Here is a 14,240-nt window from a genome sequence, read left to right as displayed (position 1 = left end):
CAGACCGGCCTTTGGATTAAACATGGCATCCATATAATTATTGTGCCTCCAAGCGCATGCCACACCATAATTTGAAATATAATATACGATGCTTACAGAACAAGAACTTCTCACCCAGCTCAATGAAAGCCAGCGCGAGGCTGTCACCTATTGCGATGGACCACAATTGGTCATAGCGGGGGCTGGTTCTGGGAAAACCCGCGTTCTCACTTATAAGATAGCATGGCTCTTGGCTCATTACGACATCAAGCCATGGAATTTGTTGGCGCTTACCTTTACCAACAAAGCCGCCAAGGAGATGAAATCGCGCATAGGCCAATTGGTAGGCGACGAGCGAGCGCGCTATTTGCAGATGGGAACATTTCATTCCATATTCGCTCGCATACTACGCGCGGAAGCTCAATCCATAGGCTACACTTCTGATTTTACCATATACGATGAGCAAGACTCGCGCTCACTGATCAAAAACATTGTCAAGACCATGGGTCTTGACGACAAGACATACAAACCCGTGGCTGTCCATTCTGCCATATCAATGGCCAAGAACCGGCTGTGCCTGCCCACACAATACGCAGACGATGGAGATCTGCTAATGCGTGACAGGCAGCGCAATATACCGGAAACATTCAAGATCTATGCCACCTATCAGCAACGTTTGCGACAGGCCAACGCCATGGATTTTGACGATTTGCTAACCCTGACCCACCAAATGCTCAAAGGAAATCCAACTCTACAAAAAAAATACGCAGAGAGGTTCCAATATGTTTTGGTGGATGAATACCAAGATACTAATTTCGTACAACAACAAATTGTGACCTTGTTGACCAAGGACAACGGGCGCGTATGTGTGGTGGGCGATGACTACCAGAGCATCTATGCTTTTCGTGGGGCCAAGATAGACAATATATTGAATTTTAAAACCATATATCAAGGAGCTAAAATTTTTAAGCTGGAGCGCAACTATCGTTCCACGCAGATGATTGTGTCGGCTGCTAACTCGCTGATGAAGCACAATGAGCGGCAAATTCCCAAAGATGTTTATAGCAAAAACGAGGAGGGCAATAAGATAACCGTTTGGGAGACTATATCCGACAAACGCGAGGCTGCTATCGTATGCCAAGAGATCAAACGCATTAAGGCCGAGGAGCGATGCGCGTGGCGAGATTTTGCCATTTTGTATCGCACCAACGCTCAAAGTCGGCTATTCGAGGAGGAAATGCGCAAGCCCGAAGTGGGCATGGGCAACCATTACCGCATTTATGGAGGGCTAAGCTTTTACCAACGCAAAGAGGTGAAAGACTTATTGGCTTATTTTCGGCTTGTTGTCAATCCGAGTGACGAGGAGGCTTTTCGTAGGATAATCAATTATCCTACACGCGGGATAGGTGACACTACGTTGCAAAAAATTGTTGCCGCGGCACAAAAAAATGGCGTAAGTCTATGGGAAGTAATTTGCCATCCAGAGCCAAATGGCCTAAGTGTCAATAAGGGAACTTTGGGAAAACTATTTCATTTCCAATCCCTTATCAATGAATTCATAGAAAAAAACAAGACGATGGACGCTCTCTCGTTGGGAAACGAGATAGTGGAGCGATCGGGCATCAAGGCCGACCTGGCCACCGATCCCACCGCGGAGGGCGACAGCCGGCGTCAAAACCTTGACGCGTTGCTGTCCGGGATGGCAGAGTTCGTGGCGTCACAACAGGAGGATGACCATGCTGACCAAGTGGGATTGGCGGACTATCTCTCCACCGTCTCGTTGATGACCGATATGGACAATGATGACAATTCCGAAGACAAGCTCACCATGATGACCGTACACGCTGCCAAGGGACTGGAGTTTCAAACCGTGTTTGTCGTTGGGATGGAGGAAAACATTTTTCCCAGCGTGATGTCTACGGGCAATCTCAAGGAACTGGAGGAGGAGCGCCGCTTGCTATATGTGGCCATTACTCGCGCCAAGAAGCGTTGCTATCTCACATGGGCGCACACGCGATGGCAATATGGCAAGATGAACAGTTTTGTCAACCCAAGTCGTTTTCTGGAAGACATAGACACCAAATTCACGGCGAGCAGGACGGAAGGCGGCCGATTGACGGGTGACTTTCAAGATAGCGCTCGGCCGTTATGGAATGACGATAGCAAATCCAACTTGTTCGGTCGACATTCTTATGGGCGGTCCACGACATGTTACCAGCGCAACGCCAGGATGCAAAACTCTCACCCTGTGGCCAATCAGTTCATGGCCGACCCCATGCCTAAGCTAACGTCTCCTCGTCGCCCCGAGCGAGCCGTTAACCCATTCTCACCATCTTTCCAAGAGAAATTAAAGCAGACGGGCAGTTGGAATCGTGTGTCCAAGGCTATGGCCAATGGAGTTAAGGCGCATGCTGGCGCCACCACGCCAGAAAACATCGCAATGCCGCACCATGCCAATTTGGACAGTCTCAAGGAGGGGCAAGTGATAGAGCACCAACGTTTCGGCCGTGGCGTTATTGTCAATGTGGAGGGCAATGGAGAAAATACCAAGGCGACTGTAGACTTTGAGAGCGTTGGCAGAAAGCAACTCCTGCTTAAATTCGCTCGCTTCACGATCGTGGGATAATCTTTTTTGTGGGGTGTCACTGTTTGTCGTCGAGACAAAAAAGATACTGAAAATACCAGATGTGACCGGAAAAGCCATGCGAGGAACAGTCCAAAAGCGCCAGAGATCGTTCGCTATCAGAGAGGAGCTCCTCTATGCTCCAATGTATTTGATGCGCATAGAGTTAGAGAGGGCTGATCGCGATTAGATCATTGTTTGCCATGAGGTTTGTTATAAAGAAGCGATATTAATAAATGTAGACACCAACGCGAATATTGTCAGCGTAAACAAATATACGATTGATGGCAACCGCATGAAAAGATTTTTGCGTTGATGGTTTACGAAAGTCTGTGTCGTGTCTTTATTATATTTTCTTAGAATTGCGAAAATAATGGTGGCATTGATAAATCCCAGGGACATACCAGCCAATGTGTCGCCCAAATAATGTACACCAAGGTAAATGCGTGAGTAGCACATGAGAATGGCCCAAACTATCATTGTCACATTGAGCAATCGATTTCGAAAAATAAATGCGAGAAAAAAGACTAATCCCCAGCAATTGGCCGCGTGGGCGGAGGGAAAGCCATAGTAGCCCCCTCTGTATCCACCGACGATATGTATCATGGACGATATGGGGTTGTCCAAGTTGGCGGGGCGCATGCGCCCTATGGCATGGCGTAATACGGAGGAGCTCGTTTGGTCGTTCATGAACAGAAGCAAGACCATCGCGGCCAAGCATATTGCGCAAGGTTTCCAACGAAAATTCCGAAACATGGCGATCATAAGCGACAAATAAAAGGGTATCCACACAAATTTACCGGAGTACAACATCATGAAGTTGTCCCAGTAATGCGAGTGTATGCCATTGATTAGCAATGTGATGGATGTATCCCAATCTATGAGCGTTTGAAATATGGAAAGTGCTTGAACTGTCATTATCTTGATGCAATATCGTCAAAAAGTATCTGCGTATAGGCTTTGCCTAAGGATAGGTTTCGGCCTCTTCTTTTTCCAATGTCAACAACGGCCTTGTCGCGATGGTGGTCGTAAATAAGCTCGTTGTCATCATTGATAAACCCAAATCCATCGTTAATCATAAAGTAAGCGAAATGGGGTGTCGATTCGTTGAATATATCCTTGCTGAACCTCAAGTCGCGATGTGACAAGCCAAGTTGGGACAGCAATGTGGCGGCTATGTCCTGTTGGGACGCGTAGGTGTTTACTGTCGTACGGCTCGAAATGGCGCCACCTGTCCAGATCATGGGTATGTGGTATCGCCATGAGGCAAAATTGTCTATGTCGTATGGCCAAGCCCCCAAGTGGTCGGGTACCAATATTACCAAGGAGTTGTTCCATCTGCTTGTTGATTTAAGGTGCTTGACAAATGCGCCCAAACAACTATCTGTGTAGTGGAAAGCATTCAAAGCCTTGTCTTTGAGTCGATGACCGGGCACGTCAAATGGCTCGTGGGAACTGGATGTCTGTATGACGCGGAATGTTGGCTTGGCAGATCGCTCTTCGCGCATGTCCGCTTGCGCTCGCCTGAAAAGCAAGTGGTCAGGAACTCCCCATTTGCTCATTCGGTCAGTAACCGGGAAATTTACGTCTTCCACAATGTCATTGAAGCCTTGGTTTACCAAGAAAGACCGCATGTTGGTAAAATCCGCGTCTCCGCCATAATAGTATCTCAAAGACCAGCCAGCTTTCTTTAAATGCGCAGACAAGGAAGGGATAGCCGCGGTTTTGTTGGGGAACTTCATCAAACTTACCGTGGATGGCGATGGGTAGCCTAAGAGAATAGAGACTAATCCGCGATCTGTTCTAAAGCTATTGGCATAGAAACGAGAGAAATACACCCCTTCTTCTTTCAGCTTATTTAGGTTTGGCGTAACACCTTTTATTTTCATTATTGTATCAGAGAAACTCTCGAGAATGACCAAATAAATGTCAGGCCGTTTCGTGGCAAGCATGTTTTTGGGCGCGCGGCTTGACGGTCGTGTCAGCGTTGACGCCAATTTGCGAGCCGTGCCATTGTCCATGAAACGGTACATGTTGGCAAAATCTTTTTGATGCGCCAAACTTTCCATCAGGGAGAAAAGTGGGTTGACCGCTGCATGGTTTAGCGTTTGGTTATCCGAGAAATACACTCTGCCAGTGTTCATGGACGAAACGGAGATGCCTCCACGAATGGGCAAGAACAAAGCCGCTACAAACAACAACATGATTGTCGATGCCCACATGCCCACATGCTTGAAAATCGCAAGTCCGAATGATTTTCGCAAAAACCTGAACAGCCAGCATGTCAAAAGAAACACGCATAGCGCGCTAAACAATCCTAACAGCGCTTGCCACCACTCCACGCTGGCAATTGCGTCTGTGGGAGAGGAGGTGACAAAAAAAACAGGTGTCGCGTCCAATGGGAAGCCCCAATATTTATAGAGCGCGCAGTTTGCCGTGAAAGCCAACGAGACGATGATGGCGCAGATTACAACCCAGCATCGGTGGATTTGCAAGAAACGTCGAGCGCCACGTTCCGTATGGAAGATACGCAACGGAAGCCCACTCAGCAGCAACAACAAAGCGGGTACGGTGGAGAGATAGGCCGCCACGGAAATGTCAAGTGGCAACCCATGCCATGTCACCGGCAACACATTCGAAAATCCTCTATCGTAGACAAGTAGAAATACAATTTTTTGCGAGATGAACACCAATAGCCACAGCAAGAAAAAGCATAGTAAGAAAAGCAATTTCTTTCTTAAAATCGAAAAGGATTTCAACATCTTTTTTATTCAAAGGGCCAAAATGTTATTTTACCATCTCGATGCAATTCAAACCATGGTTCCTCGTCTCTCAAAGAAATGTCATCATATTCAAATGGCGCGACAACCGTGTCGTTGTAATCCGAGAGCACCAATCCCATCTTGCCATCCTTTTCCGCGATAATGGGCATGGTTCGCAAGTCGTCCACGTAGACATATGGCGTGCGTAGAAAATCGTATTGTGGAGAAATCAATATTTTGCCTTGATGGTCTTTGATGCCATATTTGCCGTTTTGCTCAAAGACTTTATGAAATTGCAGGTATTTACCTTTCATTCTATCCTCGTAAAATCGCATTGTTTCTTCGTGGCGTAACATGTCGCAAAAATATGGGTACGAATCGCAAAAATTCGCGAAAGCCCTTGCCAAGAGCATACGCCAATCCAAATCTTTGACAACTTTACGATTGAGATCGATATATTTTGCCATGGCGTCTTCGCGAGCCGGAATGTCAAGTTGGCTTATACGGTTCTCAAACTTCTCCAACATGGAAAGAGAACCATGCATCGCTTTGATGTAGCGATGTATTTGACGCCCCATCTCTGCGCAAAAAAACTTGTCGACTCGTTGTATTTCTATTTCTTCTCTAAATATTCCTTCCATAGTTATCACTCTAAAAAAGATAGAGAAATGTATTTCCCTTGAACTTAGTTATACTGCAAATGTACAAAGATAACTCCACAATGCCAAGAAAACATAGCGAAATGTAAGTAGGGTCCAAATATTTCCGTGCTGCGTGAAGGCCTCCGACAATACTTTTCTTTATGGCAAAAATGGCGAGCGTTAAGAAGTTGGCCTGCCCGATATTTGGCGTGATAGGTACTTCTTTTTATATAACAGATAGTTACAGGGAAAGATCCCAAAGAAAGAACTTTTGCGCAGCCAATTTATAAAACAGAAGTTCGCAAGCCCTTATTTATATGGTATAAAGAATTGGCTACGGCACTTCCATCTTTGAGAGTATAGACCCTTCAAGCTTGTTAGATTTTTAGACAAGGAATGACGTTGTCACCTTAGGCTCCAAAAGTAAGACATTGCTTTTTAATTCCGGAAGAGCTAATAAATTATCCCATTATTTGGGTATCAACATAGAAAAAGTATGATTAGCATGACTTGTGCCATTTGAGACAGTGGAACTTCGTCAATATTCTCTTATGTCAGTAGGTTTGTTCATATATTTTCAATCATCACGTCAAAAAACTTCAGGAAATCGTCAGCCATACAAAATATTTCAGTAACTTTGTCCTCGGTGATCATAGTGATTTTTGTTTTTAATCATTTGTATTTCAATACCTAAAAGTTATAATAAATATCGCTAACCACTAAATTAACAGACACTTATAATTCGCCGAACTTACGTTAAGTATTATTTTATTGTTTGGATGGCAGTATAAAAGAAATGTAAAATAAAATGGCAGCAACAGACGAAAAAAAAGTAATTTTCTCAATGGTTGGGGTTTCAAAGATTATTCCCCAAAACCAAAAACAAGTTTTAAAAGATATTTATCTATCGTTCTTTTATGGCGCTAAGATAGGCATCATAGGTCTCAATGGGTCTGGTAAGTCTACGTTGATGAAGATTATCGCGGGCATAGAACGGCCCACAATGGGTGAAGTGGTGTGGAGTCCCGGCTACAGTGTAGGTTACCTGCCGCAAGATCCACCACTCAACGAAACCAAAACCGTAAAGGAGAATATTATGGAGGGCATGCAAAAAGTTTATGACGCTCTTGCCGAATATGATGAAATAAACCGAAAATTTGGTGAGGAGCAATATTACAGCGACCCGGACAAGATGGAGGCGCTGATGAAACGGCAGGCCGAGGTGCAAGATATAATAGACGCTACAGACGCGTGGAACATGGATTCGAAATTGGAACGCGCTATGGCCGCGCTGCGTTGCCCGGCGGGGGACGAGCCTGTCACGCATCTCTCTGGTGGTGAGCGCCGACGCGTTGCGCTTTGCCGACTATTGCTGCAAAAACCAGACGTGCTGTTGCTCGACGAGCCTACTAACCACCTCGACGCTGAAAGTATAGATTGGCTTGAGCAACATCTGCAACAATACGAGGGTACGGTCATCGCCGTTACCCACGACCGATATTTCCTTGACGACGTGAGCGAGTGGATTTTGGAGCTGGATCGGGGTGAGGGCATTCCTTGGAAGGGCAACTACTCTACATGGCTTGAACAAAAAACTAAACGCTTGGAGCAAGAAGAGAAAACAGCCTCAAAACGGCGTAAAACATTGGAGCGAGAGCTTGAATGGGTGCGAATGGCACCCAAAGCGCGCCAAGCCAAGGGCAAGGCACGTCTCAAGTCGTACGATCAAATGCTCAATGAGGAGCAAAAAGAACGTGAGGAGAAACTCGAAATATATATACCTAACGGCCCCCGGTTGGGCAACAAAGTGATAGAGGCTCAACACGTGAAGAAGGCTTTCGGAGACAAGGTGCTGTTCCGCGACCTTAATTTTGCGTTGCCGCCTAATGGCATCGTTGGCGTGATTGGCCCTAACGGAGCGGGCAAGACTACTCTTTTTCGGCTGATTATGAGACTCGAGAAACCGGACGATGGCACTTTCGAAATAGGCGAAACCGTGAAATTGGCCTATGTGGACCAACAACACAAAGATATTGATCCCAACAAGTCGGTCTACGATGTTATATCCCAGGGCAACGAGTTGCTTGGAATGGGCGCGCGCGACATCAATTCGCGCGCCTATCTGTCCCGCTTCAATTTCTCTGGTACTGACCAAAACAAGCTCTGTGGCGTGCTTTCGGGTGGCGAGCGCAATCGGTTGCAGTTGGCGTTGGCATTGAAACAAGGGGGCAACGTGCTATTGCTCGACGAGCCTACCAATGACATTGACGTGAACACGCTGCGTGCGCTCGAGGAAGGTTTGGAGTCGTTTGCTGGCTGCGCGGTTGTCATTAGTCACGACCGATGGTTTCTTGACCGTGTCTGCACACATATTTTGGCGTTCGAAGGTGATGGCGAGGTGGTTTATTTTGAGGGAGGCTATTCTGAGTATGAAATAAACAAGGCACGACGTTTGGGCAACGTGGAAATAAAGAAAGGTCGTTATTGCAAGCTTATGGCTGATTGACGAAGCTGTTTCGGCCAGTCTAACCATGTTCTAAATCAATGGTGTCTTCATTTTTTTTCAAAAAAAATGAAGGAGTTAGTTTTCATTAAGGCATAAAGGTTTGCCCAAAACTGAAGTTGTTTACATTCGTATACACGCTGGCCTCTTCTTTTAGCTAATTAGCCTTTAAATGCCAAACGAGAATTGATTGATGGTGTAAAAACTATCTTTTTATATTCGTCGCCTTGAATTATACGCGATAAAAATGTGCGATAAACACGCGATTTATCGCACATTTTTTTTGGCAATGTGCACCTAACGTCGTATCTTTGCGCAAAATTAAGATGATTGTGCAATGAACAAAGTGCCAAGTTTCAACGCCCTGATTGAACGCAGCGTCATAGAAAATTGGAAGCGTGACGCCTTGACCGATTATAAAGGAGCCACTCTTCAATATCATGACGTGGCGCGAAAAATAGAGAAGTTACACATTATGTTTGAGAACTCCGGCGTTAAACGCGGAGACAAAATAGCGCTTGCGGGCAGGAACAGCGCGGCTTGGGCCGCGGCGTTTTTGGCTGTGTTGACTTATGGCGCGGTTGCGGTGCCGATACTTCATGAGTTTACGGCAGATCAGATACACCACATCGTAAATCATTCCGATTCTAAATTGCTCTTCGTGGGAGACGTCGTGGCCACGGAAATCGATGGCACCAAGATGCCGCGCCTTGAAGGTATCATATACATGCCGGATTATTCGCTTGTGCTTTCTCGCACGGACAAACTCACATACGCGCGAGAGCATCTAAACGAACTTTTTGGCAAGAAATATCCCAAGTATTTCCGTAAGGAACATGTGAGCTATTACCACGACGACAATCCTGAGGAGTTGGCGCTTATCAATTATACCAGCGGGACCACGGGGTTTTCCAAGGGCGTCATGTTGCCTTATCGCGCGATTTGGAGTAATTTTGACTTTGCGGAACACGTGCTTGGCAATGTAATTAAGCCGGGCGATAACGTGATTAGCATACTGCCAATGGCCCACATGTATGGCTTGGCTTTTGAGTTTATCTTCGAATTTATATTTGGTTGCCACATCTTCTTCCTCTCTCGTGTGCCATCCCCCATTGTCATTGCGCAGGCTTTTGCGGATGTCAAGCCCAAGATCATCATCTCCGTACCCTTGGTTATCGAAAAGATCATTCGCAAGAAAGTGTTCCCGAAGATACAAGACCCAAAGATGCGCTTGTTGCTAAAGGTGCCGGGATTAAACAAAAAGATATTCGAGCGTATAAACGAAGAAGTGAGCAAAGCTTTTGGGGGCAAATTTTACCAAGTCATTATTGGTGGCGCCGCTTTCAACCATGAAATTGAGGACTTTCTCCAACAAATAGGCTTCAGGTACACGGTGGGCTATGGCTCCACGGAGTGCGCGCCTATAATCTGCTACGCTGATTATAAAGATTTTGTGCCGGGATCGTGTGGCAAGGCAGTCATTCACATGCAAGTGAAAATAGATAGTCCTGACCCACAAAATATACCGGGAGAGATCATGGCAAGGGGGCTTAATGTTATGCTCGGATATTACAAGAACGAGGAGGCCACAAATGCGTGCTTGGATTCTGACGGGTGGTTTCATACGGGAGATCTCGGACTTATGGACGCCGAGGGCAACGTCTTCATAAAAGGTCGCTCCAAAAACATGTTGCTTGGGTCGAATGGCCAGAACATATATCCGGAGGAGATAGAGGACAAGCTCAACTCGATGAACCTCGTGTGCGAGAGCGTCGTGATTCAAGATGGCAACAAACTCGTTGGTTTGGTCTATCCGGATTTTGAGGAAGCGCGGAAACTTGGGTACGACAAGGCAAACATTATGGATATTATGGAGGAGAACAGAAAACAAGTTAACGAGCAGCTTCCAGCTTATTGCCGTATAGCAGAAATAGAATTGCATGACGAAGAGTTTGCCAAAACGCCTAAAAGATCTATTAAACGCTATCTATACATGCGATAATTTTTGCATGCGATAAACTTTTTTTCGCAGAAAGAGGATTTAGAATACTGTCTTGCTTGTCGGCAGTTGCGTAGGCTCCTGTTGCGCTGTGCCAAACAGTACAGTGGGTTGTGGGTGTAGCTGTGGCTCGTCTGTCCGGCTGCCTTACTGTGTGCTTTGGGAACGGTGCTTTGTTCTTTCACGCCAAGTGCGTTGCTAATGGCATCATAGCTGTAGGCATTGTCTATGATAGTATCAGTCTAAGCATTTTCTTTTACAACCACCCTCGTGTGGTTGCGATATTTTAGGCCACAAGATATATTGGTTGGAAATAAGCGAGAAATGGGCTCTTTGCAAACGCCTGACAATCAGCTCGGTGCAAAACAGAGAGAAAATTGTGGTCGCGATTGGATAGCGAAGGCCTCGCCACCGCTGCCTAATCGCGACGCGGTTGCGCCGTGGAGAGCTTGTGAAAGGACAGTGTTCGTGGCGTCATCACTGTCTTGTCACAATGCAGCCGCCATGAAATGGCGTTGCCTCCACCTTTTTCTCGTTGGAACAATGCCATTTTCTCCTCCGGAATAAAAAATTGGAAGTGTTAAAAAAACTCGGAAGTATTTTGACAAAAACGGCAAGGGGCAGCGCGCTTGTTTCTCAAAATAATGGGGCCATTATAGACTTAATTTATAAAAACTTTTAAATATGTTTGGATGTATCGTATAAATGTTGTACCTTTGCATCGCAAACGAGAAAGGGATAACAAACATTCAATTCTCTTATTATCGCGGAGTGGAGCAGTTGGTAGCTCGCCAGGCTCATAACCTGGAGGTCGCATGTTCGAGTCTTGCCTCCGCAACTTTTACGCCTAAAAGTCCTGTAAACAAAGGGGTTTTGGGCGTTTCCGGTTTTTAACTCGGACGAAATTCGGACGATGTTTCGGGTCACATTGGTTGCGTGAGCGAACAATGTAAAAAAATGTCTATCTTAGAAAAATCTTTTTTTTCCGCGAAATGTTTAGTTGATTACACGTTGCCAAGGCTGCACAAGGGCAAGCAATGGTATGTGGACTTTTACGCCTATGACCCTGCCGTGGGGGATCTGCGGCGGAAAAAGTACATGCTTGATTCGTATAAAAGGGTGAACGAGAAAGAAAATTACGCGGCGATATTGATTCATAATATTTTTGAAAGGCTGAAGCATGGGTGGAACCCGTGGACGGACGCAACTCGGACGAGACACTTCACGGAGTTCGCCGTTGTGTTGGAAAGATACCGCTCGTACATAGACCACGCGGCACGGAAGGGCGTGCTGAAGGAGAAGACGCACGTTGACTACGTCAGTAGGCTGCGACAGTTGGAAGCGTACCTCGAAGAGACGAACGTGAACATGCGCTACGCTTACCAGTTCAACAAGATTTTTGCCGTGGATTTTCTTGACTACCTTATCTTGGACAAGGACAACTCCGCGCGCACTCGCAACAATTACCGGGCGTGGCTCTCGGCGTTCGCCTCGTGGATGAAGGAGCGGCAGTATATCGAAGAGAACCCTGTGGAGGAGATTCACATGCTGCGTGAGGAGGAGAAGATGCGCGACGCGCTGCCTGCTGACGCTCTGGTGCGGCTGAAAGATTATCTCGGGAAGTACAACCCTCCGTTCTATCTCGCTTGTCTCATGGTGTACTATTGCTTTATCCGCCCCGGTGAGCTCAGGCACATCAAGGTGGGGGACATCAGTATAGAGAAACAGACAGTGTACGTGCGTCCTGACGTGGCGAAGAACCGCAAGGGGCAGTCTGTCGCCTTGAACGATCAGGTGTTGAGGATGATGATCGAGCAAAAGGTGTTTGAGCATCCGTCACATGAGTACCTGTTCGGGCGGAAGTTGGTGCCCGGTGAGGAACAGGTGTACATCAACCAGTTCAGGCATGAGTGGCGCAAGGTGCGGCAGGCGCTGCGCTTTCCCGACAGTTACCAGTTTTACAGCTTGAAGGACTCCGGCATCCGTGACCTCGCGAACGCCGAGGGCATCGTGATTGCCCGGGACCAAGCGCGGCACGCGGACATCAGCGTGACGAACAAGTACCTGAAGAATGCCAACGTCGCGCACGAGGAAGCGAAACGCTTCAAGGGTGAGCTGTGAGGATGCTGCTATGAAAAAAGGCATGCTATCCTCACGGACGGCATACCCTTTATCGCATTCTTTCGACAATCCGTTAAAAGTATTAAAAATAATACTAATAGCTGCTTGAATTTTTTGCCTAATAGTATTATTTTTACTACCTTTGTATCGTCAAACAATAACAACATACAATCAATGAAAAGATATAAAGTAAAAGAAGTCATCAAGATGTTAGAAGCAGACGGTTGGGAACTTATAGCAACCAAAGGTGACCACAGACAATTTAAGCATCCAAACAAAAAAGGTAAAGTTACCGTAAGAGGACAAAAGAATGAAGTATTAAATCAATTTTTATTAAACAGCATCTGGAAGCAGGCAGGGTGGAAATAACCACTCCCTGCATTTAGAATATAAAAAAAGAACATAAAAATTTTACGACAATGGAGAAAATAAGAGTAGACATAGCATGGTGTGAGCAAAATTTTGGGGCTACATTTGGAGAAAACGTACCTGGTGCAGTGGCTATTACCGCAAAGACATACGACGAGTTGATGATTGAAATTCCGGAAACGCTGCGCTTTCACGTCGAGGGTATGATAAACGACGGTGACGCTGTGCCAGAGTGGTTGCGTAATGGTGAGTACGAGTTTGACTATCATCTCGACACTGCCGCACTCATACGTTCTTGTGAACGATACGCAAGCCTTGCCGCCATCTCTCGGGCATCTGGTGTCAACCAGCGTCAACTGAGCCATTACGCCAATGGTGTGAAGAAACCACGACCACAACAGCGCGAGCGAATCGTGGATGGACTTCACGAAATAGGTAGAAAATTGATTGCCATTGTATAGTTATTGTTTGACAGCTAATTTGCAATGGGGGCGGAGCTTAACGGCTCCGCTTTTTTAGTATGACTGGCGTGTCATACTAAAAAGGCATGCTATCCTCACGGACGGCATACCTGATAAAAAATATTACCTTAAAAAATGCTTTTATATTGTTTGTCAGTCGTCAATGATGCGACGCTCCCACATCTCCCATTGCAGTTGCGCGCTGGATCCCGGCACAAGACCGTAATTGTTGGCACGCAGCCAAACGACGACATCGAGCTGATTGAGCTGCATGACAGGTTGCAGCTCGGTGATGATTTCTGAGGTGGACTTGGGCATGAATATCCACTCGTTGATGTCGGCATCGGCGCCAATATAGTTTGGATGCTCCTTGGCATAGGCTGTGAGGATGGTGTCGACTGTAGCGAGGCGCATGCGTTCCTCTTCGCTGAGCCCTGGGCGTGAGCACCACTTTGTCCAGATTTCATACTCTTGTTTTGTAAACATGATGTTACTCCTTTCCTTTTTCATTGTTACGAACGATGTTCTTGCTGTTGATGACCGCGTGGCGGATGTCGCCGAGGTCGTCGATGAGGAGCTGGAGGGACACGACGTAGTCGAGTATTTGCTTGGCTTCCTTGTCGTCGTTGTCGAGACCTGCCTGCTCGAGGATGAACCACCGCTTGATGTCGTTGAGCAGTTCGATGCGTACGTTGAGTATGTCAACGCGTAAGAAATCGGTCATTGATTCACATATCGTATTGTTGTATCTTGAAGTTTCCATGTTTTTGTCGTTTTTTTCA

At 46.4% G+C, this 14,240-nt stretch carries 11 protein-coding genes and 1 tRNA gene; 7 read left to right on the top strand and 5 right to left on the bottom strand.

The features are described from left to right. The first annotated feature begins 88 nt into the window (after nt 1–88). Nucleotides 89–2,605: an ATP-dependent helicase gene (locus HMPREF1640_RS02550; RefSeq protein ID WP_036892104.1), complete on the top strand. Its 2,517-nt coding sequence runs from the start codon at nt 89–91 to the stop codon at nt 2,603–2,605. Between the two features lie 210 nt (nt 2,606–2,815). Here the strand turns inward: HMPREF1640_RS02550 and HMPREF1640_RS02545 are convergent, their stop codons facing one another. Genes HMPREF1640_RS02545 through HMPREF1640_RS02535 form a run of 3 tightly spaced genes read right to left on the bottom strand, consistent with a single transcriptional unit; the run spans nt 2,816 to nt 6,005 of the window. Continuing rightward, complete coding sequence (locus HMPREF1640_RS02545) at nt 2,816–3,520, bottom strand: phosphatase PAP2 family protein (protein WP_036892102.1); 705 nt, start codon at nt 3,518–3,520, stop codon at nt 2,816–2,818. Beyond that, nucleotides 3,520–5,331 (bottom strand): LTA synthase family protein, encoded by a 1,812-nt coding sequence (locus tag HMPREF1640_RS02540; protein WP_369699818.1) that lies wholly within the window; start codon nt 5,329–5,331, stop codon nt 3,520–3,522. Before HMPREF1640_RS02540 ends, HMPREF1640_RS02545 begins: the two co-directional genes overlap by 1 nt. A 38-nt stretch (nt 5,332–5,369) precedes the next feature. Beyond that, a complete protein-coding gene (locus tag HMPREF1640_RS02535; RefSeq protein WP_036892099.1) occupies nt 5,370–6,005 on the bottom strand; it encodes a WG repeat-containing protein in 636 nt (211 codons plus the stop codon). An 808-nt stretch (nt 6,006–6,813) separates the two neighbouring features. Here HMPREF1640_RS02535 and ettA point away from each other — a divergent pair. The 6 genes from ettA (at nt 6,814) to HMPREF1640_RS02500 (ending at nt 13,458) form a co-directional block, all read left to right on the top strand. Then, on the top strand, nt 6,814–8,511 hold the full coding sequence (ettA, locus tag HMPREF1640_RS02525; protein ID WP_036892098.1) for an energy-dependent translational throttle protein EttA: 1,698 nt from the start codon (nt 6,814–6,816) through the stop codon (nt 8,509–8,511). Between the two features lie 334 nt (nt 8,512–8,845). Then, nucleotides 8,846–10,510 carry an AMP-binding protein gene (locus tag HMPREF1640_RS02520; RefSeq protein WP_036892096.1) on the top strand — a complete coding sequence of 555 codons (1,665 nt, stop codon included), beginning with the start codon at nt 8,846–8,848 and terminating at the stop codon, nt 10,508–10,510. A gap of 762 nt (nt 10,511–11,272) precedes the next feature. After that, nucleotides 11,273–11,345: transfer RNA gene (locus HMPREF1640_RS02515), tRNA-Met, on the top strand. Between the two features lie 119 nt (nt 11,346–11,464). Then, complete coding sequence (locus HMPREF1640_RS02510) at nt 11,465–12,628, top strand: tyrosine-type recombinase/integrase (RefSeq protein ID WP_036892094.1); 1,164 nt, start codon at nt 11,465–11,467, stop codon at nt 12,626–12,628. Between the two features lie 174 nt (nt 12,629–12,802). Next, nucleotides 12,803–12,997, top strand: coding sequence for a type II toxin-antitoxin system HicA family toxin (locus HMPREF1640_RS02505; RefSeq protein WP_036892092.1), 195 nt, complete (start codon nt 12,803–12,805; stop codon nt 12,995–12,997). 50 nt (nt 12,998–13,047) lie between these two features. Further along, nucleotides 13,048–13,458: a type II toxin-antitoxin system HicB family antitoxin gene (locus tag HMPREF1640_RS02500; RefSeq protein WP_036892090.1), complete on the top strand. Its 411-nt coding sequence runs from the start codon at nt 13,048–13,050 to the stop codon at nt 13,456–13,458. A gap of 153 nt (nt 13,459–13,611) precedes the next feature. On the opposite strand, the gene HMPREF1640_RS02495 is transcribed toward HMPREF1640_RS02500, so the two are convergent. Both HMPREF1640_RS02495 and HMPREF1640_RS02490 read right to left on the bottom strand, forming a co-directional pair. Continuing rightward, on the bottom strand, nt 13,612–13,944 hold the full coding sequence (locus HMPREF1640_RS02495; RefSeq protein ID WP_156098687.1) for a hypothetical protein: 333 nt from the start codon (nt 13,942–13,944) through the stop codon (nt 13,612–13,614). A 4-nt stretch (nt 13,945–13,948) separates the two neighbouring features. Continuing rightward, nucleotides 13,949–14,240: hypothetical protein (locus tag HMPREF1640_RS02490; RefSeq protein ID WP_036892086.1), on the bottom strand; the 292-nt coding region annotated here is incomplete at its 5' end.

Origin of the sequence: Prevotella sp. S7-1-8, assembly GCF_000758925.1 — a bacterium.
Classification (GTDB): Bacteria; Bacteroidota; Bacteroidia; order Bacteroidales; family Bacteroidaceae; genus Prevotella.
The sequence above is the reverse complement of the archived record's forward strand: the minus strand, read 5'-3'. Positions and strand labels throughout refer to the sequence as shown.

What these genes read in the sequence shown, in the direction of transcription:
- HMPREF1640_RS02550 (WP_036892104.1), top strand. Translation starts at nt 89, where the DNA reads ATGCTTACAGAACAAGAACTTCTCACCCAGCTCAATGAAAGCCAGCGC.
- HMPREF1640_RS02545 (WP_036892102.1), bottom strand. Translation starts at nt 3,520, where the DNA reads ATGACAGTTCAAGCACTTTCCATATTTCAAACGCTCATAGATTGGGAT.
- HMPREF1640_RS02535 (WP_036892099.1), bottom strand. Translation starts at nt 6,005, where the DNA reads ATGGAAGGAATATTTAGAGAAGAAATAGAAATACAACGAGTCGACAAG.
- ettA (WP_036892098.1), top strand. Translation starts at nt 6,814, where the DNA reads ATGGCAGCAACAGACGAAAAAAAAGTAATTTTCTCAATGGTTGGGGTT.
- HMPREF1640_RS02520 (WP_036892096.1), top strand. Translation starts at nt 8,846, where the DNA reads ATGAACAAAGTGCCAAGTTTCAACGCCCTGATTGAACGCAGCGTCATA.
- HMPREF1640_RS02510 (WP_036892094.1), top strand. Translation starts at nt 11,465, where the DNA reads ATGTCTATCTTAGAAAAATCTTTTTTTTCCGCGAAATGTTTAGTTGAT.
- HMPREF1640_RS02505 (WP_036892092.1), top strand. Translation starts at nt 12,803, where the DNA reads ATGAAAAGATATAAAGTAAAAGAAGTCATCAAGATGTTAGAAGCAGAC.
- HMPREF1640_RS02500 (WP_036892090.1), top strand. Translation starts at nt 13,048, where the DNA reads ATGGAGAAAATAAGAGTAGACATAGCATGGTGTGAGCAAAATTTTGGG.
- HMPREF1640_RS02495 (WP_156098687.1), bottom strand. Translation starts at nt 13,944, where the DNA reads ATGTTTACAAAACAAGAGTATGAAATCTGGACAAAGTGGTGCTCACGC.